This is a genomic window from Roseateles cavernae (assembly GCF_040187885.1).
Taxonomy (GTDB): Bacteria; Pseudomonadota; Gammaproteobacteria; order Burkholderiales; family Burkholderiaceae_C; genus Roseateles_E; species Roseateles_E cavernae.
Genome location: NZ_JBDPLH010000003.1, coordinates 143,402 through 164,811 on the forward strand (window position 1 = coordinate 143,402; position 21,410 = coordinate 164,811).

22 protein-coding genes are annotated in these 21,410 nt (G+C 68.5%); 15 read left to right on the forward strand and 7 right to left on the reverse strand.

Annotated features, from left to right (window positions below; translation table 11 throughout):
• Positions 1-32: 32 nt before the first annotated feature.
• Positions 33-932: a polysaccharide deacetylase family protein gene (locus tag ABGI63_RS11275; RefSeq protein WP_349742520.1), complete on the reverse strand. Its 900-nt coding sequence runs from the start codon at positions 930-932 to the stop codon at positions 33-35.
• A 175-nt stretch (positions 933-1,107) separates the two neighbouring features.
• Between ABGI63_RS11275 and ABGI63_RS11280 the strand changes: the two genes are divergently transcribed.
• The 12 genes from ABGI63_RS11280 to ABGI63_RS11335 all read left to right on the forward strand — a co-directional run bounded on the left by ABGI63_RS11280 (position 1,108) and on the right by ABGI63_RS11335 (position 13,588).
• Complete coding sequence (locus ABGI63_RS11280; RefSeq protein WP_349742521.1) at positions 1,108-2,286, forward strand: ABC transporter substrate-binding protein; 1,179 nt, start codon at positions 1,108-1,110, stop codon at positions 2,284-2,286.
• Between the two features lies 1 nt (position 2,287).
• Entirely contained in the window at positions 2,288-3,166 is an 879-nt protein-coding gene (locus tag ABGI63_RS11285) for a branched-chain amino acid ABC transporter permease (RefSeq protein ID WP_349742522.1), read from the forward strand.
• Positions 3,163-5,649 (forward strand): branched-chain amino acid ABC transporter ATP-binding protein/permease, encoded by a 2,487-nt coding sequence (locus tag ABGI63_RS11290; RefSeq protein WP_349742523.1) that lies wholly within the window; start codon positions 3,163-3,165, stop codon positions 5,647-5,649. The genes ABGI63_RS11285 and ABGI63_RS11290 overlap by 4 nt, the downstream gene beginning before the upstream one ends.
• A gap of 72 nt (positions 5,650-5,721) precedes the next feature.
• Positions 5,722-6,534 carry a class I SAM-dependent methyltransferase gene (locus tag ABGI63_RS11295; protein WP_137941413.1) on the forward strand — a complete coding sequence of 271 codons (813 nt, stop codon included), beginning with the start codon at positions 5,722-5,724 and terminating at the stop codon, positions 6,532-6,534.
• A 201-nt stretch (positions 6,535-6,735) separates the two neighbouring features.
• Positions 6,736-7,248 carry a hypothetical protein gene (locus tag ABGI63_RS11300; RefSeq protein ID WP_349742524.1) on the forward strand — a complete coding sequence of 171 codons (513 nt, stop codon included), beginning with the start codon at positions 6,736-6,738 and terminating at the stop codon, positions 7,246-7,248.
• Positions 7,249-7,315: 67 nt separating this feature from the next.
• The gene (locus ABGI63_RS11305) at positions 7,316-8,446 is read left to right on the forward strand and encodes a cytochrome c oxidase subunit II (protein WP_349742525.1); all 1,131 of its coding nucleotides are present in this window, start codon (positions 7,316-7,318) and stop codon (positions 8,444-8,446) included.
• 11 nt (positions 8,447-8,457) lie between these two features.
• Positions 8,458-10,233: a cytochrome c oxidase subunit I gene (gene ctaD / locus ABGI63_RS11310; RefSeq protein ID WP_349742526.1), complete on the forward strand. Its 1,776-nt coding sequence runs from the start codon at positions 8,458-8,460 to the stop codon at positions 10,231-10,233.
• Positions 10,230-10,796: a cytochrome c oxidase subunit 3 family protein gene (locus ABGI63_RS11315; RefSeq protein WP_137941417.1), complete on the forward strand. Its 567-nt coding sequence runs from the start codon at positions 10,230-10,232 to the stop codon at positions 10,794-10,796. Before ctaD ends, ABGI63_RS11315 begins: the two co-directional genes overlap by 4 nt.
• A gap of 16 nt (positions 10,797-10,812) precedes the next feature.
• Entirely contained in the window at positions 10,813-11,490 is a 678-nt protein-coding gene (locus tag ABGI63_RS11320; RefSeq protein ID WP_349742527.1) for a heme-copper oxidase subunit III family protein, read from the forward strand.
• A 13-nt stretch (positions 11,491-11,503) separates the two neighbouring features.
• A complete protein-coding gene (locus ABGI63_RS11325) occupies positions 11,504-11,809 on the forward strand; it encodes a cytochrome C oxidase subunit IV family protein (protein WP_137941419.1) in 306 nt (101 codons plus the stop codon).
• A 1-nt stretch (position 11,810) separates the two neighbouring features.
• Positions 11,811-12,719: a heme o synthase gene (gene cyoE, locus ABGI63_RS11330; RefSeq protein ID WP_349742528.1), complete on the forward strand. Its 909-nt coding sequence runs from the start codon at positions 11,811-11,813 to the stop codon at positions 12,717-12,719.
• 32 nt (positions 12,720-12,751) lie between these two features.
• Positions 12,752-13,588 (forward strand): Rossmann-like and DUF2520 domain-containing protein, encoded by an 837-nt coding sequence (locus ABGI63_RS11335; RefSeq protein ID WP_349742530.1) that lies wholly within the window; start codon positions 12,752-12,754, stop codon positions 13,586-13,588.
• A 12-nt stretch (positions 13,589-13,600) separates the two neighbouring features.
• Here the strand turns inward: ABGI63_RS11335 and ABGI63_RS11340 are convergent, their stop codons facing one another.
• The 3 genes from ABGI63_RS11340 to ABGI63_RS11350 all read right to left on the reverse strand — a co-directional run bounded on the left by ABGI63_RS11340 (position 13,601) and on the right by ABGI63_RS11350 (position 16,904).
• Complete coding sequence (locus ABGI63_RS11340) at positions 13,601-15,559, reverse strand: C1 family peptidase (protein WP_349742531.1); 1,959 nt, start codon at positions 15,557-15,559, stop codon at positions 13,601-13,603.
• Positions 15,560-15,624: 65 nt separating this feature from the next.
• Positions 15,625-16,659 carry a patatin-like phospholipase family protein gene (locus ABGI63_RS11345; RefSeq protein ID WP_349742532.1) on the reverse strand — a complete coding sequence of 345 codons (1,035 nt, stop codon included), beginning with the start codon at positions 16,657-16,659 and terminating at the stop codon, positions 15,625-15,627.
• A gap of 17 nt (positions 16,660-16,676) precedes the next feature.
• Positions 16,677-16,904, reverse strand: a complete 228-nt coding sequence (locus ABGI63_RS11350; RefSeq protein WP_349742533.1) for a hypothetical protein — start codon at positions 16,902-16,904, stop codon at positions 16,677-16,679.
• A 47-nt stretch (positions 16,905-16,951) separates the two neighbouring features.
• Between ABGI63_RS11350 and ABGI63_RS11355 the strand changes: the two genes are divergently transcribed.
• Complete coding sequence (locus ABGI63_RS11355) at positions 16,952-17,647, forward strand: CBS domain-containing protein (RefSeq protein ID WP_349742534.1); 696 nt, start codon at positions 16,952-16,954, stop codon at positions 17,645-17,647.
• Positions 17,648-17,821: 174 nt separating this feature from the next.
• Entirely contained in the window at positions 17,822-18,082 is a 261-nt protein-coding gene (infA, locus tag ABGI63_RS11360) for a translation initiation factor IF-1 (RefSeq protein WP_137941425.1), read from the forward strand.
• Between the two features lie 33 nt (positions 18,083-18,115).
• Here the strand turns inward: infA and ABGI63_RS11365 are convergent, their stop codons facing one another.
• Both ABGI63_RS11365 and ABGI63_RS11370 read right to left on the reverse strand, forming a co-directional pair.
• On the reverse strand, positions 18,116-18,673 hold the full coding sequence (locus tag ABGI63_RS11365; protein WP_349742535.1) for a protein phosphatase CheZ: 558 nt from the start codon (positions 18,671-18,673) through the stop codon (positions 18,116-18,118).
• Positions 18,674-18,773: 100 nt separating this feature from the next.
• Positions 18,774-19,625: a M90 family metallopeptidase gene (locus tag ABGI63_RS11370; RefSeq protein ID WP_349742536.1), complete on the reverse strand. Its 852-nt coding sequence runs from the start codon at positions 19,623-19,625 to the stop codon at positions 18,774-18,776.
• A 113-nt stretch (positions 19,626-19,738) separates the two neighbouring features.
• Here ABGI63_RS11370 and ABGI63_RS11375 point away from each other — a divergent pair, with 113 nt between their 5' ends.
• Positions 19,739-20,905, forward strand: coding sequence for a YbfB/YjiJ family MFS transporter (locus ABGI63_RS11375; protein ID WP_349742537.1), 1,167 nt, complete (start codon positions 19,739-19,741; stop codon positions 20,903-20,905).
• A 9-nt stretch (positions 20,906-20,914) separates the two neighbouring features.
• On the opposite strand, the gene ABGI63_RS11380 is transcribed toward ABGI63_RS11375, so the two are convergent.
• Positions 20,915-21,328, reverse strand: coding sequence for a hypothetical protein (locus ABGI63_RS11380; protein ID WP_349742538.1), 414 nt, complete (start codon positions 21,326-21,328; stop codon positions 20,915-20,917).
• Positions 21,329-21,410 lie beyond the last annotated feature (82 nt).

Sequence of the window (21,410 nt, forward strand, 5' to 3'; positions counted from 1 at the left end):
TGCTGATCAATGGAATGCCAGGATTGTCGCCACTAAATGTCGACAATCTGCAGCGCCTCCATGTGCGCGGAGATCTGCCCGGGTGTGCACAGCCAGATCTCGTCGCGCCGCTGAGCGATGTGCGCCAGCGCCCGGCGCAGATGGCGCAGCCGGTAGGGCTGGCCGACCAGATAGGGGTGCAGCGCGATCCCCATCACCAGGGCCTGGCCATGGCGTTCGGTCTGCGCCAGCATCTCGTCGAAGTTGTCGACGATCATCTGCGCGAAGTCCTTGGCGTCCATCTGCCGCGCCACCAGCATCGGGATGTCGTTGAGTTCCTGCGGATAGGGAATCGACCAGAGCGCGCGGCCGCCGCGGGTGTGCATCCGGGTTGGCTGGTCGTCGTGGCACCAGTTCAGTGTGTAGCGATAGCCAGCCTCGGCCAGCAGGTCGGGCGTCAGCCGGCTCTCCGAGATCCAGGGCGACAGCCAGCCGCTGGCTGCCTGGCCCGAGCGGGCCTGGATCTCGTCGCGGCAGGCGGCCAGCAGCGCGACCTCGCGGGCCTCATCCCAGCCACCCTGGCGTTCGGCATTCGTGTGGCCATGGCCGATCAGCTCGTCGCCGCGCGCCAGCAGGGCCGCCACCAGCTCGGGGCAGTGCTGATACAGGGCGGTATTGATCAGCGCGCCGGTGGGCAGGCGCAGGTCGTCGAACAGCTCCAGGCAGCGCCAGGCGCCGACCCGGTTGCCGTACTCGCGCCAGCTGTGGTTCAGCACATCGGGCTCGGGGCTGACGGGGCCCAGTGCTGCGCCCAGGCCCTCGCCGAAGGCGAAGTGCTCGACATTGAAGCCGAGGTAGACGGCCAGGCGCTGGCCCCCGGGCCAGGCCCAGCGCGGGCGCCGGGTGATGGGCCGGTAGTTGAAGCGGCCGTGGGCGGGCGGGGTGCTCAGCATGGTGCGGTGATGCACCGGCTTGGCGCGGGGGGGCTGCGGGTTTGGGGCATGTGGGGTGACTTTAAGATTGTTGACAATCTAATAATTTAATTGTTTGCAATAAACAGGCCATGTGTCGACATGGCATGGAGTTTGCGAGTTGTCGCCGGTCATCCTTCAACCCCTGGAGCCTCCGATGTCTCTCAAGCTATCTCGCCGCCCCTTGTTGATCTGCGCCGCCGCGCTTGCGGCCCTGGGCCTGAGCCCGGCGCAGGCCCAGGAGCCCATCAAGATCGGCCTGGTGACCGCCTTGTCCGGCCAGTCGGCGCGCGCCGGCGAGGCCATCACCCGCGGGCTGGTGGTGGCGATCGACGAGATCAATGCCAAGGGCGGCCTGCTGGGCGGCCGCAAGCTGGAGCTGGTGCGGCGCGACGACGAGGGCGCGCCGGCCAAGGGTGTGGTGGCGGCGCGCGAGCTGATCTTCAAGGAGAAGGTCGCGGTGCTGTTCGGTGGCCTGGACACGCCGGTCTCGATGGCTCTGGTGCCGCTGGCCAATCAAGAGAAGGTGCCCTTCATAGGCCCCTGGGCGGCCGGCACGCCGATCACCAAGAACGGCGCCAACCCGAACTTCGCCTTCCGCGTCTCGGCCGTCGACGAGATCGTCAACAAGGCGATGCTGCAGTACGCGCAGGCCACCTTCAAGGCCAGCAAGCCCGGCATGATCCTGGTCAACAACCCCTGGGGCGAGAGCAACGAGAAGGGCCTGGTCGCGGCGCTGGCGGCCAAGGGCCTGAAGGCGGTCGGCGTCGAGAAGTTCGAGGCCAATGATGTGGACGTGGTGCCGCAGCTGAGCCGCCTGAAGGCCGCCGGCGCCGACAGCCTCTTCCTGGTCGGCAACGTCGGCCCCTCGGCCCAGGTCGTCAAGTCGCTGGACCGCATGGGCTGGAAGGTGCCTATCGTCTCGCACTGGGGTCCCGCCGGCGGTCGTTTCACCGAGCTGGCCGGCCCGAACGCGAAGAGCGTGCATTTCGTGCAGACCTACAGCTTCTTCGGCAAGCAGACCCCGGTCGGCGAGAAGGTCATGAAGGCGCTGATGGCCAAGTATTCCGACATCAAGGGCCCGGACGACGTGACCCCGGCGGTCGGCGTGGCCAATGCCTATGACGCGATGCAGCTGGCGGCGCTGGCTATCACGGCGGCCGGCTCGACCGACGGCGACGCGGTGCGCCAGGGCTTCTACAAGATCGGCCGCTACGAGGGCCTGATCAAGACCTATGACAAGCCCTTCACGGCCCAGGTGCACGACGCCGTGACCGAGAACGACTACGTCTGGGCCCAGTTCATCGATAACCGCATTCTTCCCGTGGCGAACTGAGATGCTGTACCTGTTGGCGCTGATCAGCGGCCTGGGCCTGGGCAGCATGTATGGCTTGATGGCCCTGGGCTTTCACGTCACCCATGCGGTCTCGGGCACGGTCAACTTTGCCCAGGGCAGCTCGATGATGCTGGGGGCCGTGCTTTGCTATGCGCTGGCCCAGGGCGCCGGCTGGCCCCTGCCGCTGGCGGCGCTGCTGGCGCTGGCGGGCTGCGCGGCCTATGGCCTGCTGGTCGAACGGCTGGCGGTGCGGCCCTTCGCGAGCCGCGGCTCGAACGCCTGGCTGATGTCCACCGTCGCTTTGGGCATCGTGCTGGACAACCTGGTGATGTTCGCCTTCGGCAAGGAGCCGCGCAGCTTGCCCTCGCCGTTGGCGACGACGCCGATTGAGCTGGGCGCGGTAGGCCTGGGCGTCTATCCGTTGCAATTGCTGATCCCGCTGGTCGGCCTGGCGCTGGCCGGTGCGCTGCACTGGGTGGCGCGCCACACGCGCTGGGGTGTCGCGATGCTGGCCGTGGTGCAGAACCCGGCTGCGGCGCGGCTGATGGGCATCCCGATCCAGCGCGTGATCGCGGTGGCCTTCGCGCTGTCGACGCTGTTCGCCGGCGTGGCCGGCGTGCTGATCGCGCCGCTGTTCAATGTGCATGCCGACATGGGCACCCTGTTCGGGCTGAAGGCCTTCGCGGTGGCGATGCTGGGCGGTATTGGCAGCGCCTGGGGCGTGATGGCGGCGGGCCTGCTGTTCGGCGTCAGCGAGGCGCTGATCACCAGCACTCTGGGCTCCAGCTACACGCAGATCATCAGTTTTTCCCTCGTCATCCTGGTGCTGGCGTGCAAACCCAATGGCCTGTTCGGCCGCATGGAAGTGAAGAAGGTATGACGGGAGGCAAGACCTGGCCCTGGATTGCAGGCCTTGCGGTGCTGGGCGCCGGACTGGTGCTGGCGACAACACTGAACGGCTACTACGTCTTCGTGCTGGCCCAGGTGGCCCTGCTGGCCCTGGTGGGCATAGGCCTGAACGTGCTGATCGGCCTGTCCGGCCAGGTGTCCTTCGGGCATGTCGGTTTCTACGCGATCGGCGCCTACGCGGTGGCCATCCTGACCGGCGCGGCCGGCTGGAGCTTCTGGGCGGCCTGGCCGGTGGCCCTGCTGGTGGCGGCGGCCGCCGGCGCGCTGCTGGCGCTGCCGGCACTGCGCGTCAAGGGGCCGTACCTGGCGATGATCACCATCGCCTTCGGCTTCATCGTCGAGCATGGGGCCGCCGAATGGCGCGGCCTGACGGGTGGGCAGAACGGCTTGATGGGCTACGGCGGCCCCAGCCTGGGCGGCCTGGCCTCGGGCGAGCGCGCGGTCGCGATGCTGGCGCTGATCGCCGCGGCCGTGGCCTTCGTCGGCTACTGCCTGCTGGCGCGCGGCCGCTGGGGCGCGGGGCTGCGCGCGGTGCGCGACAGCGAGACCGCTGCCGAGTCCGTCGGCCTGAAGCCCCTGCCGATCAAGGTCGTGGCCTTCGCGGTCTCCGCCGGCCTGGCCGGTCTGGCCGGCGGCTTGTTCGCGCCGCTGGCCGGCATGGTGACGCCCGGCAGCTTTGCCTTCGTGCAGTCCATCCTCTTCGTGCTGGTGGTCGTGCTGGGCGGCGCCGGTTCGGCCATCGGCCCGCTGATCGGCGCGCTGATCGTGGGCCTGTTGCCCGAGGTCCTGAGCGGCATGGAAGAGTACCGGCTGCTGTTCTTCGGCGCCTTGCTGCTGGTCGTGCTGTGGGTGGCGCCGGATGGCGTGGCCGGTTTGCTGCAGCGTTTGTGGCAACGGCGGCAGACGCCGCTGATGGCGAACGGCGTGAGCCTGCCGCTCGCCGTGCGTGTGCGCCAAGGCCTGAGCGCAGAAGGCCTGGGCCGGATGTTCGGCGGCGTGCGTGCGGTGCATGCGCTGAGCTTTGCGGCCCAGCCCGGCGCGGTGACGGCGCTGATCGGCCCGAACGGCGCCGGCAAGACCACGGCGCTGAATCTGCTGAGCGGTTTCTACACGCCCAGCAGCGGCGGCTTCGCGCTGGGGGACAGAACCCTGGCGGGCCAGCCGGCCCATGCGGTGGCGCGCGCCGGCCTGGCGCGCAGCTACCAGACCTCGCAGCTGTTCGGCTCGCTGAGCGTGCTGGACAACGTCGCCTTGGCCTGCCTGCGTGGCCGACTCGGCGGGCTGTTCGGCGCGGCCGGCCTGCGTTCGGCGGCGGTGCAGGCGCGCAGCCTGGCCCTGCTGGGCGCTTGCGGCTATGCCGGCGATGTGCATCTGCCGGCCGCCGATCTGCCCCATGTGGACCGCCGCGTCGTCGAGATCGCGCGCGCGCTGGCCACCGATCCGGACATGCTCCTGCTCGACGAGCCGGCCGCCGGCCTCTCGGCCGAGGACAAGCAGCGCCTGGCCCTGCTGCTGCGCCGCATCGCCGACGAGGCCGGCGTCGGCGTGCTGTTGGTCGAGCACGATATGGGCCTGGTGATGGGCGTGTCCGACCATGTGGTGGTGCTGGACGCCGGCCAGCGCCTGGCGATGGGCACGCCGGCCGAGATCCAGGCCGATCCGCTGGTGCGTCGCGCCTATCTTGGCGATGACATGGGCGAGGACAGCCTGCTGGCAGCGCCGGTTGCCGCGCATGAACGCAAGCTTGGCGCCGAGTTGCTGCATGTCGGCGCCTTGCACACCGGCTATGGCGCCGCGCCGGTGCTGAAGGGCATCGAGCTGCAGCTGCGCGAGGGCGAGCTGCTGGCCGTGCTGGGCGCCAACGGGGCCGGCAAGTCGACGCTGATGCGCGCGCTGGCCGGGCTGCAGCGGCCGGTGCAGGGCGGCATCCATCTGGCCGGCGAGGACCTGACCGATCTGGGCGCCGAGGCCATCGCCCGTCGCGGCCTGGTGCTGGTGCCCGAGGGTCGCCAGGTCTTCCCCGAGCTGAGCGTGCTGGACAATCTGCGCCTGGGCGGCTTCCTCCATCCCGAGGGGCTGGAAGCCCGTGCCGAGGCGATGCTGGAACGCTTCCCGCGGCTGCGAGAGCGCCTGCACCAGCGTGCCGGCCTGCTGTCGGGCGGCGAGCAGCAGATGCTGGCGGTGGCGCGCGGCCTGATGGCCAAGCCGCGCGTGCTGCTGCTGGACGAGCCCTCGCTGGGCCTGGCGCCCAAGGTCATCGCCGACCTGTTCGCGGTGCTGGCGCGGCTGCGCGCGGAGGGGCTGACGATTGTGCTGGTCGACCAGATGGCGGCGCTGGCGCTGTCACTGGCCGACCGGGCCTGCGTGATCGAGGACGGCCAGGTGGTGCTGGCCGGCACGGCGGCCGAGGTGGCGGCCGACCCGGCGCTGCGAAAAGCCTATCTGGGCGCTTGAGGTGTCTTCCGGCAGCTGGGGCGAGGCCGGTCATACTGGCCGCCCGCTTGACTGTTGCACAGGACGATACCGATGAAGACTTGGATCTCGATAGGGCTGGCCGCCGCCGCGCTGATCAGCACCGTGCCGGCGCAGGCCGATGACGTGCTGAAGGCCGCCATTGCCGGTGCGCAGCGCACGCCGGCCTTTGTGGCGCGCGATGTCTGGCGCCACCCGTATGAAACGCTGAGCTTCTTCGGCCTGCGAGCGAGCGACACCGTGGTCGAGCTGAGTCCCGGCGGCGGCTGGTACACCGAAATCCTGGCCCCCTATCTGCGCGAGCGCGGCCGGTTGATCCTGGCCGGCGACGATCCGGCGTCGCCGCAGGCCTATTACCAGCGCAGCGCGGCGCGGCTGAAACAGAAGCTGGAGGCGCAGCCGGCGGTCTATGACAAGGTGCAGCTGACCGTGTTCGACGCCGGTGCCGGCAAGCTCGCCTATGCGCCGGCGGGCGCGGCCGATCTGGTGCTGACCTTCCGCAATGTGCACAACTGGATGAGCCATGGCGAGGCCAGGACGCAGGCGGTGTTCCAGAGCGCGTTCGACAGCCTGAAGCCCGGCGGCGTGTTCGGTGTGGTCGAGCATCGCTTGCCGGCCGACCGGGTGCAGGACGAGAAGGCCGCCAGCGGCTATGTGCAGCAGGCCTATGTCGTGCGGATGGCCGAGCGCGTCGGCTTCAAGCTGGCGGCCAGCAGCGAGATCAACGCCAACCCCAGGGACACGGCCGACCACGAGGGCGGGGTCTGGTCGCTGCCGCCGAGCTATGGGCTCAAGGACAAGGACCGGGCGCGCTACGAGGCGATCGGTGAGAGCGACCGCATGACGCTCAAGTTCGTCAAGCCCTGAGCCGCCGGCTGCCCTGGGGCCGGGTGTTGCCTGCGGGCTGGTTTGTCCCCGCTTGCGAGGCCGCACGCACAGGTATATAAACGAAAGCAATCCGGCATGGCGCCTACGCAGCAAACCCCGCAGTGATGCGGCTGCGGTAGCAACACCTGGCCCCCAAGATCTGAAGGCAATTCGTTTCTGTCACTCCTTGAGGAGGCGGTCATGGAACTTGAAGCGCAGTCGCATCGATGGGAGAGCCGCATGCCGGACTGGCCGGCGGCCGTGGTCGCGGGCCTGGTCGCGGGCGCGGTGGCGATGGTGATGGACCTGCTCTGGACCACGCTGATGCAGGGCGGCAATCCCTGGCACACCTCGCACCAGGTGGCCGCGATGCTGTTGGGATCGGAGCTGCTGCAAGGCCCTACCCAGGCCTTCAGTCTTGGCGTAGTCGCGACGGCGATGGCGATTCATTACGCCCTGGGCATCGTGTTCGGCTGCATCGTCGCCTTCATCGTCACCGGCTTCCATTACGAAGGCAGCCTGCCGATGCTGGAGATCGTCGGCGGTCTGTTCGGCATCGCGCTGTACTTCATCAATTTCTACGGCATGGTGCGGCTCTTCCCCTGGGTCGCCGAGATGCGCAGCGGTGCCTATCTGGTCGAGCATCTGGTGTTCGGCATGGTGGCCGCCAGCGTCTACTGGAAGCTGTCGCGGCGCGGCTCGGTCGCGGACTGACATGACTTGCGGCGGCGCCCTCGGGCGCCGCTTCCTCATCTAGAGACAAGAACAGGAGGAGGCTGGCATGCTCATCGCCATCACCCTGGCCGTCATCGTCCTGGCGTCGCTGCTGTTTCACTACATCAATCCCTGGCACCCGCCGGCGCTGGCTTCCAACTGGAAGCAGATGGACGACACGCTGACGATCACCTTCGTGATCACCGGCATCTTCTTCGTGATCCTGAATCTGTTCCTGGTCTATGTGATCTGGCGCTTCAGGCGGCGCGGCAGCAAGGCCACCGAGACCGTCGCCTATCAGCCGGTCAATCACAAGCTGGAGCGCTGGTTGACGGTGATCACGACGGTGGGCATCGTCGCGCTGCTGGCGCCCGGACTGAAGGTCTATGCCGACTATGTGACGCCGCCCAAGGACGCGCTGGAGGTCGAGGTGCTGGGTTCGCAGTGGCAATGGCGCTACCGCTTTCCAGGCGCCGACGGCCAGCTCGGCGCCACCGATGCGCGCTTTGTCACGGCCAGCAACCCCTTCGGTCTCGACCCCGACGATGCCAAGGGTCAGGACGATGCGCTGGTCGACGCCAGCGAGCTGCATCTGCCGCTGAACCAGCCGGTCAAGATCCTGCTGCGCGCCCACGATGTGCTGCATGACTTCTATGTGCCGCCGTTTCGCGCGCGCATGAATATGGTGCCGGGCCTGGTCACGACCTTCTGGTTCACGCCGACCCAGGCCGGCCGCTTCGAGGCCATGTGCGCCCAGCTCTGCGGGGTCGGCCATGCCGCGATGCGCGGCCTGGTGGTGGTCGAGGAGGCGCCGGCTTTCCAGGCCTGGCTGGCAGGCAAGCCCAGCTTTGCCGCTGCCTCCAAGCCGGCCCCGGTCGCGACGGCCGATGGCGGCAGCAGCGATCCGCTGGCCATGGGCCTGGCCGTGGCCAAGGCAAAGGCCTGCGTGGCCTGCCACTCGGCGGACGGCAGCGCCGGCGTCGGCCCCAGCTGGAAGGGCCTGTATGGCAAGACCGAGGCCTTTGCCGATGGTTCCAAGGAGAAGGTCGACGACGCGGTGCTGGCACGCGAGATCCGCGAGCCGGCGGCCAAGGTGGTGCAGGGCTTCGCGCCCATCATGCCCAAGTCGGAACTCAGCGAGGCGGAGGTGACGGCCCTGGTCGCATACATCCGCTCGCTGGAGCCGGTCAAGAACTGAGGAAGGCGCCCATGCACGACGAACAGCACGACGAGCACGAACAGCATCACGAGCCGCAGAGCTTCTGGACCACGTATGTCTGGAGCCAGGACCACAAGGTCATCGCGATCCAGTACGGCGGTACCGCCGTCGTCGTCGGTCTGGTGGGCCTGCTGCTGTCGAACCTGATGCGGCTGCAGATCGGCTTCCCCGGCTACTTCGACTTCATCAATGCCGAGCGTTATTACCAGTTCGTCACGATGCACGGCATGATCATGGTGGTGTACCTGCTGACCGCGCTGTTCCTCGGCGGCTTCGGCAACTACCTGATTCCGCTGATGGTGGGGGCGCGGGACATGGTGTTCCCCTATCTGAACATGCTCAGCTTCTGGGTCTATCTGCTGTCGGTCATCGTGCTGATGGCCAGCTTCTTTGTGCCCGGCGGCCCGACCGGCGCCGGCTGGACCCTCTACCCGCCGCAGGCCATCCTGCCCGGCACGCCGGGCCATGACTGGGGCATCATCCTGATGCTGGTCTCGCTGGTGATCTTCATCGTCGCCGCGACCATGGGCGGTCTCAACTATGTGAGTACGGTGCTGCAGGCGCGCTGCCGTGGCATGACGCTCCTGCGCATGCCGCTGACCGTGTGGGGCATTTTCACCGCGACGATTCTGGCCCTGCTGGCCTTTCCGGCCTTGTTCGTCAGCGGCCTGATGATGCTGCTGGACAAGACCATAGGCACGAGCTTCTTCATGCCGGCCCTGGTCTCGCTGGGCCAGGTCAGCGACTACAAGGGCGGCACGCCGCTGCTGTTCCAGCATCTGTTCTGGTTCTTCGGCCACCCGGAGGTCTATATCGTCGCGCTGCCGGCCTTCGGCATCGTCTCCGACCTGATCAGCGTGCATGCGCGCAAATGCATCTTCGGCTACCGGACCATGGTCTGGGCCATCCTGGCGATCGCCGTGCTCAGCTTCATCGTCTGGGCCCACCATATGTTCGTCAGCGGCATGAATCCCTACTTCGGCTTCTTCTTCGCCACCAGCACGCTGATCATCGCGGTGCCCACCGCGATCAAGGTCTACAACTGGCTGCTGACGCTGTGGCGTGGCGACATCCATCTGTCGGTGCCCATGTTGTTCGCGCTGGCCTTCATCTCGACCTTCATCGTCGGCGGCCTGACCGGCCTGTTCCTGGGCAATGTCTCGGTCGACATCCCGCTGTCGGGCAGCTACTTCGTCGTCGCCCACTTCCATATGGTGATGGGTGTGGCCCCGCTGCTGGTCGTGTTCGGCGCGATCTACCACTGGTACCCGAAGATCACCGGCCGCATGCTGGACGACCGCCTGGGGCACTTCCATTTCTGGGTCACCTTCATCGGCACCTATCTGATCTATTTCCCTATGCATTACCTGGGCCTGCTGGGCATGCCCCGGCGCTACTACGACTACAAGCCCTACGACTCCTTCCCCCAGTCGGCCCATCAGCTCAATGTCTTCATCACCGTGGTGGCCATCATCGTCGGCGTGGTGCAGCTGGTCTATGTCTGGAACCTGATCTGGAGCGCCTTCAGGGGCCGCAAGGCCGAGCCCAACCCCTGGCGCGCGGCCTCGCTGGAATGGCAGACCCCCGACACGCCGCCGCGCCATGGCAACTGGGGCCCGGCCCTGCCGGTCGTGCATCGCTGGGCCTATGCCTATAGCGTGCCCGGCGCCAAGCAGGACTTCATCGCGCAGAACGCGCCGCTGTCCGAGGGCGGCGTCGAGGAGGATGAAGGCAGGGCGCACGGCGCCAAGGGAGCACGGGCATGAGTGCAGTCTTCCCAGTCGAAGAGTTCGCCGTCGACCGGCCGCAGGCCGCCAGCATCGCGCTGTGGGTCTTCATCGGCGTGGCTTGCGCCTTGTTCGGCCTGTTCTTCGCCGCCTATGTGATGCGGCTGGAGAGCGCCGAAGGCTATCCGCTGGCGCTGCCCTGGCAGTTCTGGCTCAGCACGAGTCTGCTGCTGGCCGGCAGCGTCGCACTGGAGTTGGCCTTGCGTACCCGTGGCAGCCGGCCCTGGCTGCTGGCCGGTGGCCTGCTGGCGCTGGGCTTTGTGCTGGTGCAACTGTGGGCCTGGTCGGCGTTGCTGGCCGAGCGGGTGGTGCCGGCCGGCAACCCGGCGGCGAGTTTCCTCTATCTGCTGACTGCGATGCATGGCCTGCATGTGCTGGGCGGCCTGGGCGGCTGGTGGCTGGCCTGGCGCGATCCGGGGGCGCGCTGGCGCATCGCGCTGTGTGCGCGCTTCTGGCATTTCCTGCTGCTGCTCTGGGTCGGCCTGTTTGCGACCCTGGGCCTGATGACCCCGGACCTGGTGCGCGCGATCTGCGGCGGCTGACGAGAAGGAGGTTCCGATGAGCAATCACAGTGTTCCCGGCGGCCAGGCCCATGGCTGGCGCGGCCTGGTGGCCGATTTCTCGGGCGACCGCGAAGCCTTTGCCGTCTCCTGGGGCAAGGCGATGATGTGGATCTTCCTGCTCAGCGACACCTTTGTGTTCGGCTGTTTCCTGACCGGCTATATGACGGTGCGGGCCTCCACCACCGTGCCCTGGCCCAATCCCAGCGAGGTCTTCGCCCTGCATGTCGGTGGCACGAACGTGCCCCTGCTGCTGATCGCCATCATGACTTTCGTGCTGATCACCAGCAGCGGCACGATGGCGATGGCGGTGATGCGGGGCTATGCGCGCGACCGCAAGAATGCCGCGCTGCTGATCTTCGCGACCGCGCTGCTGGGCGCCTGCTTCGTCGGCATGCAGGCGTTTGAATGGAGCAAGCTGATCGAGGAGGGCGTGCGGCCCTGGGGCAACCCGATGGGGGCGGCCCAGTTCGGCGCCACCTTCTTCATGATCACCGGCTTCCACGGCCTGCATGTGTCGATCGGCGTGATCTATCTGATCATCGTCGGCATCAAGGTGCGACGCGGCGACTACGAGAGAAGCGGCAACTACCAGATCGTCGAGATCGCCGGCCTGTACTGGCACTTCGTTGATCTGGTCTGGGTCTTCATCTTTGCCTTTTTCTACCTCTGGTGAGCGAGGTGACGCGATGAGTACGCAACAACACCCGATAGGCCTGTACCTGAAGATCTGGCTGCTGCTCTTCGTGCTCAGCGCCATGTCTTACGCGGTGGACTATATGCATCTGCAAGGGCTGCTGCGCTGGAGCCTGATCCTGCTCTTCATGACCCTGAAGGCCGGTCTGATCATTGCCGTCTTCATGCACATGGCCTGGGAGCGCCTGGCGCTGATCTACGCCATACTCCTGCCGCCGCTGCTGCTGCTGGTGCTGGTCGGGCTGATGTATGCCGAGGCCCAGTACACCTGGCTGACCCGGCTGCTGTTCTTCCGCTGATATGTCGGTACCTTCACAAGAAATCGCGCTGCTGGCGGCCGGGCCGAGCAGCCGGCCCCTGTGGCGCGAGTACCTGGTGCTGACCAAGCCGCGCGTCGTCGCGCTGATGCTGTTCACCGTGCTGGTGGGCATGCTGCTGGCCGCGCGCACGCCGCTGCCCTGGACCTTGTGGCTGGGCGCACCGCTGGGCATCGCCCTGGTGGCCGGCGCAGCGGCCGCGATCAACCATCTGGTGGACCGCCGCATCGACGCGCTGATGGCCCGAACCCGCGCACGCCCACTGCCGCGCGGCAAGCTCAGCGGCGGCCAGGTCCTGCTGTTCGCGCTGGCCCTGGGCACGGCCGGCATGGCCCTGCTGCTGCTGACCACCAACCTGCTGTGCGCGCTGCTGACCCTGGCCTCGCTGCTGGGCTATGCGGTGGTCTACAGCCTCTATCTGAAGCATGCGACGCCGCAGAACATCGTCATCGGCGGCGCGGCCGGCGCGGCCCCGCCGCTGCTGGGCTGGGTCGCGGTCACCGGCAGCCTGGACCCCGGCGCGCTGACCCTGTTCCTGATCATCTTCATCTGGACCCCGCCGCATTTCTGGGCCCTGGCCATCCATCGCCGCGAGGACTATGCGCGCGCCGCCGTGCCCATGCTGCCGGTGCTGCATGGCGTGGCCTACACGACGCGGCGCATCTGGGCCTACACCCTGGCCCTGCTGGCGGTCAGCCTGCTGCCGGTGGCGATAGGCATGAGCGGCGCACTCTATCTGCTCGGTGCCTTGCTGCTGGGCGCGCGCTATGCCGAGCTGTCCTGGCGGCTGCGGGGTGACGAGCGCCTGGCCATGCCCAGCTTCCGCTATTCCATCGTCTACCTGTTCGGCCTGTTCGGCCTGCTGCTGGCCGATCACTTCCTGCTGCGCTGAACCCAGCACCGGGCTCAGGCCATACTTGGCCGATGCAAGACGACAAGACCGCTACGCCCACCATTGCCTTCATCGGCGCCGGCCGGCTCGGCCGCTGCCTGGCCCAGGCCTTGGCGGCCGCCGGCGAGACCGTGCTGGCGCCGCTGGGCCGCAGGGATGACACGGCCGCCGCGCAGGCTGCCGATCTGGTGTTCCTGACCGTGCCCGATGACGCGATCGCAGCGCTGGCGCGCAGCCTGCCGTGGCGACGCGGCCAGGCGGTCGTGCATTGCAGCGGCGCCACCGAGTTGGCCGCACTGGAGGCCGCAGCGGTGGCGGGCGCCGTGGTCGGCGGCTTCCATCCGCTGCAGATCTTCACGGCCGACACGCAGCAATCCGCCGCCCTGCTGGCCGGCTCCTGCGTCGCGCTCGAGGCCGAGTCGCCGCTGCTGGGCGAGCTGCAGCGCCTGGCCAGTCTGCTGCGGATGCGGCCGCTGAGCTTGCCGCCCGGCAGCCGCGCCGCCTATCACGGCGCCGCCAGCTTCGCGGCCAGCTTTTTGCTGTCGATGCTGGACGAGGCCGCCCAGGTCTGGGCCGCCGCCGGTCTGCCGCAAGACCTGACCCTGCCGGCCCTGCTGCCGCTGGCGCGCGGCACCCTGGCGGCGGCCGAGGCGCGCGGCCTGGCCGGCGCGCTGGCCGGGCCTGTTTCTCGGGGCGATGCGGGCGTGCTGGCCGCGCATCTGCGCGCCTTCGATGCCTTGGGCGGCGAGCATGGCGAGTTCTACCGCCAGCTGTCGCGCCGCCAGCTGGCGCTGGCACGCGCGGCCGGTCGGCTCGACGAGACGCAACTGCAGCGCCTCGCCCAGGTGATAGCTGCGCCGCCGCCCTGACGCTGGACGCGCTCAGCGCGCCTTGTCCTCCAGCCGCAGTCGCAGATCGCGCAAGGTCGAGGCCGAGCGGCCGAACTCTATGGTCGCCAGCTTGTCGGTGCTCCTGCCGCCGGAGCGCAGGATGCGGCCGAAGGTCGATTGCACGGTGGCCGGGTCGTCATCGAAATCGCCATGGTGCTGGGCGCGGCTGCGCGGGTTGGCACCGGCCTTGTCGGGCGCCAGCACCAGCTCGGCCTTGGCCGAGGCGAACAGCTTGCTGAGCTCGGGGTCGGCTTCGATGCAGCGCTGCAGGCCCAGGATTGGCGTGCCGTCCTGCACCATGGGCACGCGCTGGCGCGCCTCGAAGGCGTTGGAGACCAGATAGAGCAGGGATTTGTTGTAGAGCTTGGCGCAGTTGTCGTCCTTCTCGGTCTTGTCGTCCAAGGCATAGAGCGCGAAGTCCTGGATGCGGCCGCTCTTGATGGCCGGCAGATAGTCGCTCTTGAACAGCGCGGTCGTGCAGGCCGGCGCCCACAAGGTGCAGCTGACTATCTTGGCCTTGGCCGTCAGCAGGCCGACCAGTGGCGCCAGCAGGATGGCCCCGGCACTGTGGGCGACCAGATGGATCTCCAGCCCCGGCTCGTCCTTCAGCAGGGCCAGCAGATGCTCGGCCACCTTGTGGGCCGCGCCGCCCTTGCGGCTGGCGGCCAGCGCGTTCTCCTTCATCTCGTCCCAGGCCGCCTTGCCGGTCAGATTGCGCGCCACCGGCTCCAGCAAATCGTCCAGGCGGTCGAGCAGGAAGTCCTTGGCGGCATCGAAGGCGCCCTCGGGACGGCGCCGGCGCACGGCGTCCTGCAGGATGTTGCTGACGGTGCTCCAGTAGTCGCTGCGCCAGATGAAGGCCAGCGGGTAGACGCCGGCCTCCAGCAGCGCCGGTCGGTACTCGGCCAGCCGCTGCAGCGCGGCCTGCTCGCTGACCAGGCCGCCGTGCGCATACAGCAGCAGGCGCTTCTTGGGCCAGGGCGCGAGCGTCTGGCGAATGTCGCTGGCGAAGAGCTGGGCCAGCTCGTCCTCGTTCATGCCGTACTCGCCGCCGGGCCGCAGCCGGCCCTCGTTGCCGACGCTGACCACATGGGGCCGCAAGGCCATATGGCTGACCTTGGTCGCGCCCGAGGGCCCGCTGAGCTGGGCGGCCGGCTCGCCGGCCGGCGTCGCCAGCCGGATCGGCGCGCCCAGGCGGGCGACCCAGACGTCGGTGGCGTTGCGCAGCCAGTCGTCGTAGAAGATGCGCGCAAAGCCCTGGCGGCCCCAGTCGGGGCCCCAGGAGTTCTGCAGCCAGAAGCCCTGCTCGTCATAGGCGACGATGGCGAAGGCATGGCCGCCCAGCTCCTGCTCCGAGGGCGTGATGATGCCGTCGGCGCCGACCGCGTCCCAACCCGCGTGCACCGAGGCGGTGGCGAACAGGATGCCGACCTCGGCGAGCGCCGCATGCATCGCGACCAGGTCCTTGTGGTTGACGCGGAAGTAGGCGCCCAGCGGCCGGCCCTGCGCGTTCTCGACCCGGCTCTGCGACAGGCCTTTCTCGCCGCCGCGCTTGGGGCGGTAGGGCCAGACGCTCTCGGCGCAGACGCCGTGCTTGTGCCAGCCCTTCATCGCGCCGCGCGCGCTCGAGCCCGAGTAGCTCTCGCCGGGCCATTCGTCGTAGCGCCGCGCCATGTCGTAGAGCATGCGCGGGCTGACCGGCGTCGGGTCGGGCACCACCTTGCGACGGCGCAGCAGGAAGTTCGCGACGGTGGCCAGGCCGAAGCCGGTGCAGGCGCCTTCCTGGCCCTGGTCGAGGATGGGCACCTCCAGGGCCTGGTAATCCTCCAGCGCGATGCGCGACGGCACCTCGACCAGGGTCGAGACATACATGCGGTCGCGGAAATCCAGCGTGTCGCGGCGCGCGTCCAGCGTGCGCTTGGTGGCGGGGGCCTTCTTCTTGGTGGCCATCAGGGTCTCCTCAGGATGTCGAGGGCCGCAGGCTGCCACGCGGCGCGGCGCCTGCCCATCCCCAGCTAATAGAACAGGGTGCCGAGGTCCAGCGTGGAGCGCCGGCCGAGCTGCTCGCGATGCTGGTCCAGCCATTGCCGTGCGCGTTCGCGGCCCAGCTTCTTGAGCATGTCGAAGAACTTCAGATTGGCCGCCAGCTTGCTGTCGGCGTGCAGCTCGCCCAGCACATCGGCCGCCTCGATCAGATGAAAGCGCAGCTGCTGGGCGCGCCGTTCCAGGCTGCCGACCTGCAGATTCAGCCAGCGCCTGGGCAGGTGCTCGCGCAGATGGGCGAACATGCGCATCTCGCGCAAAAAGGTGGCGTTGAAGGCGATCTCCAGCGCGCGGCTGTGGATGTCGGCGGCGCTGACCGGGGTCGACTTGTGCTTCAGCGGCGTCAGCAGCACCAGCAGCACATCGCTGCAGCGGCATTCGAAGAACAGCGGGAACACCGCCGGATTGGCCGCATAACCGCCGTCCCAGTAGGGCTCGCCGTCGATCTCGATGGCGCGGTGCACGGTCGGCAGGCAGGCCGAGGCCAGCAGCACCTCGGCGCTCAGCTCGGGGTTGCGGAACAGGCGCAGCTTGCCGCTATTGGCCTGGGTGGTGGCGATAAAGAGCTTGACCGGGCTGTGCCGGCGCAGACGCTCGAAGTCGATCTGCCCGCTGATGATGTCGCGCAGCGGATTCAGGTCGAAGGGGTTGAGCTGCTCGGGCGCCATGTAATAGGTCCATTGCAGCATCAGCTTGAACATCGGCGCCAGGCTGATGTTCTGGCCATCGGCCGAGCTCTGCGTGAAGTGCTCGGGCACGGTGGCGGCCACCGCGGTCCAGAAGGCCTGCAGCGCGGCGCGCGCGCCATCGGCGCCGCCGCTCATCAGGCCCTGGGCCATCACGACCGCGTTCATCGCACCGGCACTGGTGCCGCTGACACCCTCGAAGCGCAGCCGGCCGTCCTCCAGCAAGGCGTCCAGCACACCCCAGGTGAACGCGCCATGGGCACCGCCACCCTGCAGGGCGAGATTGAGGGTCGGGTTCTGGGGCTTGCCGAGAAATCGCATCGCGGCCCCCGGGGTGGCTACTCGGTGGTGACCGCGTCGGTCTTGTCGTCGGGACCCACGGCGTCGATGGTCTTCTCGATCACCTTGCCACCGACCTTGACCCCGGTGCTGACCACCGCACCAGCCACCGAGATGGTGGCGCCGGCCACGGCCCCGGCCACGCTGACGACGGCGCAGCCGCTCAGCAGCGTGGCGGCGAGCAGCAGGCTCGATCGGAACAAGGGCTTGAGAAGATTCATGGGCATGGGCGCTAGGGACTGGGCCGCATTGTGCCCAAAGCGCCGACTGTGCCATGCTTGCGCGCATGTTTGCCGTCTATGGATTGCAGGGGCGTATGTTCAGCGGGCCGCTGGACCGGGTGCGTGAGCTGGGCCCGGTGCAGGCGGTGGCGCGGCTGCGGGCGCTGGCCGGGGTCGAGCGTCAAGACCAATTGCCGGCCAGCGCTGTGATCGCCGGTCAGCTCGCCGAGGAGGGGGGCTTTGGCGGTTTGGCTGCCGAAGGACGACCGCGCCAGGCGCTCAGCGCCTATGCGCAGACCGCCACGCCGCCGCGCCAGCCGCTGAGCCTGGTGCAGCAGCTGATGAGCCGCCGGATGATCACCGTGCCGCTGGCCGCCACCGTGCGCGAGGCCTGGGGGCTGCTGGCCCGGGCCGGCGTGGGTCAGGCGCCTGTGCTCAATGCCAAGGGTCAGCTGGTGGGCCTGATCATGCGTGCCGACCTGCTGCGGCCCGACACCTTGCCGCTAGATCCGGCCGATGCCCAGGCCTGGACCGAGCGCCTGGCCCAGCCGGTAGCCAGCGCGATGTGGACCCCGGTGCCGACCGCCCAGCCCGACACCCCGGTGCGCGAGGTCGCCCAGCTGCTGCTGGATCTGCACCTGCCGGGCCTGCCGGTGCTGGACGAGCAGGGTGCGCTGCAGGGCTTTCTGTCGCGCAGCGATCTCTTGCGAGCGCTGACCCGCGAGCCGCCCTTGGATCTGTGGAGTTAGCTGGGGCCTCTAAACCACGGCTTGCCAAAGCCATCTGTCTCGTTTATGCTACGGCTTCGCCGCTGCAGTGCTTGCGCTGTGGCGGTTTTGTTTTGCCCCGCGACAATGCAGATCTTCTGCACATCGCCTCGGGTCGGCGTATGCTGGCCCTTACTGAATTGGAGAAACGCCCACATGGCCAAGGAAGAACTGATCGAAATGCAAGGCCAGGTGGACGAAGTCTTGCCGGATACCCGTTTTCGCGTGACGCTTGAGAATGGCCACCAGCTGGTCGCCTACACCTCGGGCAAGATGCGCAAGAACCATATCCGCATCCTGGCCGGCGACAAGGTTTCGTTGGAACTGTCGCCCTACGATCTGTCCAAGGGCCGCATCACCTTCCGTCACATCGAGCGCCGCGGCCCGATGCCGACGACGCCGCAGCGTCGTTACTGACCGCTTGTGTGATCGGGGAGCCGGGACGGCTCCTCAAAACCCCAGCGAGGCCAGCAGGTCGTCCACATCGTCCTGCTTGAGTGCCTTGTCGGGCGTCTGAACACCCTCCAGCGCCGCCTGCTCGGGCGCCGCTGTCGCCACCAGCGCACTGCCGGACAGCATCTGCTCCAGCGGTCGCTCGGCGCGCTCCAGCATGCGCATCACCTTGTTGATGACCTGGCCCGACAGATCCTGGAAGTCCTGCGCCATCATGATTTCGGTGTGCAGCGCCTTCTCGCGTCCGGCAAAGCTGGCGGCCGTGGCCGCATAGGCGGCGCACAGCTTCATCATCGCGCGGGCACGCTCCACCGTCAGCTCGGGCGCAGTGGCCATGCGCACCAGGGTCTCGGACAGATCGCTGCCCTGGCGGCGCACCTGCTCGGCATCGTCCTGAGCCGCATCCACCAGATTCAGCACCTTGTTGGCGGCCTGCTCGGTCATCTGCCGCACATAGGCCAGGCGCTCGCAGGCATCGGGCAGCTCATGGGCGAATTGCGTCAGGGCCTGGGCCGCCTGAGGGTCAAGGGCTTGATCGTCGGTGGTGGCTGGCATGGCGTGGGTTCCCCTGTCTGGTGTCTCGGTGCGCGCAGGCGCGGACACGTCGGGGAATCTTAGCGGCGACCCCCGCCGATGCAGGGACGGGCGGCCCGCGCTAAGCGGCGTTCGACGAGGAATAGTTCTCGTTCGGGGCGCCGGCGGGATGGAAGCGGTAATAGCCGGCCAGTTCGCGGTACAGCGCCGAATGGGCCTGGGCCAGCAGCAGCGGCTGCTCGAAGAACACCTCGCTGGCGACTGCAAAGAACTCGGCCGGATCGGTGGCGCCGTAGTCGCTCATCAGGCTGGGCTCGCCGCGTGCGGCACGCGCGCACAGCGCGTCGTACTCGGCCTGCATCACGGCCGACCAGCGTGCATAGGCGAACCGGTCGCGCAGCGGCGGCGCCCCATTGGCATGGCCTTTGGCCTGGTCCAGTTGGTGGGCGAACTCATGGATCACGACATTGCGACCGTCGCCCGGGTTGGCCGCGCCTTCGACCACGTCCTGCCAGGACAGGATCACCTGGCCCTGGCTCCAGGATTCGCCGGCCAGCGCGCGGCGCTGCTCCATCTGCACGCCGGCCGGCCCGCCGGCGACGCGGTCGACGACGAAGGCGCCCGGGTAGACCAGGATCTGGCGCAGCTGCGGATAGAAGCCACGCGCCGCGCCCAGCAAGGGCAGGCAGGCCTGGGCGGCGATGGTGATGCGGATCTCGTCGCTGATGCGCAGGCCGGCGCAGCCGATGAAACTCTTCTCGGCGACGAAGACCTGTATCAGTTTCTTCAGCCGCAGCTGCTGGTCGGTGGGCAGCTGTGCGATCTGCGGCACGCGCCGACGCAGGATGCGGCGCCAGGCCTGCGGGAAGGGCTGGCGCAGCAGGCGCTCGCGCCGCCAGGCCTGCAGCAGGGGATGGGCGGCCAGCCAGGCGATCAGCGCCAGGGCCAGACCACAGACGATGAGCAGGGCCATGGCGCGCGTCTCGGAGTTTGCTTGAATCGAAGATGGGCGGCGCGAGCGCGATTTCAAGTCTGGCGCGCCAAAGCGACAGCCGAGTTGGGTCGCTGCGGCTAGGCTTGCCGGCCATGAACAGTCATCGCGGCCTGCAGGCCTGGCAAGTGATCGTCGGCGGTATTGCCGGCCTGGTGCTGACCATAGGCATCGCCCGCTTCGCCTACACGCCGCTGCTGCCCTTGATGCAGGCCCAGGCCGGGCTCAGCGACGCGGCCGCCGGCTGGCTGGCCGCGATCAATTACCTGGGCTATATGAGTGGCGCACTGCTGGCCGCGACCCTGGAGGACGCGCGCTGGCGCCAGCGGCTCTACAGCTGGGGCCTGCCGCTGTCCCTGCTCAGCGCCGTGCTGATGGGCCTGGCCGGCAATGTCTGGCTGTGGGCGTTGTCGCGCTATCTGGGCGGTCTGTGCGGCGCCGCCGGCATGCTCCTGGGTTCGGGCCTGGTGCTGAACTGGCTGATGCGGGCCGGCCGGCGCCCCGAGCTGGGCCTGCATTTCACCGGCCTGGGCCTGGGCATCGTGGTGTCGGCGCTGGGCGCGCTGGCGATGTCGGTGCTGGCGCTGGACTGGGCCGCGCAGTGGCAGGGCTTTGCGCTGATCGGCCTGGTGTTTTTGCTGCCGGCCTGGGTCTGGCGGCCGCCGGTGCCGCCCGCTGCCACCAGCGCCCAGACGGCCGGCAGCGGGCCGGGGCGACGCTGGATGGGCTGGATGGTGGCAGCCTATTTCTGCGCCGGCTGGGGCTTTGTGATCAGCGCGACCTTCACGGTCGCCATCGTCGAGCGCCAGCCGTTGCTGGTCGGGCAGGGGCCCTGGGCCTGGCTGCTGGTCGGCCTGGCCTCGACGCCGGCGGTGTTTCTGTGGGATAGGGTAGCGCGGCGCCTGGGCGAGCTGCCGGCTCTGTTGCTGGCCTTCGGCCTGCAGGGGGTCTCGGTGCTGCTGCCGGCCTTGTCGGACGGCCTGCCGGCGGCGTTGGCCGGGGCCCTGCTGTATGGCGCCACCTTCATCGGCATCGTCAGCCTGACCCTGGCCCTGGTGGGCCGGCGCTCACCGGGCAACCCCGGCAAGGCGATGGCGCGGCTGACGCTCAGCTACGGTGTGGCCCAGGTCAGCGCGCCGGCGCTGGCCGGCGCCATGGCCCAGGCCAGCGGCAGCTACCGGGGCGCGCTGTGGCTGACCGCGGCGGTGCTGCTGCTGGGCATGGGGATACTCGTGCAGCTGCGGCGCGAGGGCGTCGAGTAGCGGCCCGGGCTACTTGCTCTTCTCTTCGAGCTCGATGCTCTGCAAGGTACGCCAGTCGGTGCAGCTGAAGTAGGCGTCGGCCAAGATCAGGTCGCGCAGCGAGCCATCGCCACGTACCATGCGGCCGTCCTGGCAGACCAGCACGCCGCGCTGGGCCTTGGCCTCGGCCAGGTGTTTGCCGACCGTGACGCTGTCGCTCATCATCTGCACACCCATCAGCAGCAAGGCCAGACCGCCCAGCAGCAGGGCGGCGGCGCCGACGATCTGCAGAAACTCCCCGAAGGCCGAGGTCGGCGCCGCCGGCCGTGGCAGCACGGCCGGCGCGATGGCCTCGGCCACGGGCTTGGACGCGGCGCGTGGCGGTGAGCTTCTGAGATTGGCGCGGTTGATGCCGGATCGGGGGCTGTTGTTGCTGGCGGGCATGGTGAGGACAAGAAGCGACCACGGCGCTGCAGAACTTAAGCAGGCCGTTCTCGCGGCGTGAACAATTCACGCTCTGGGCGAG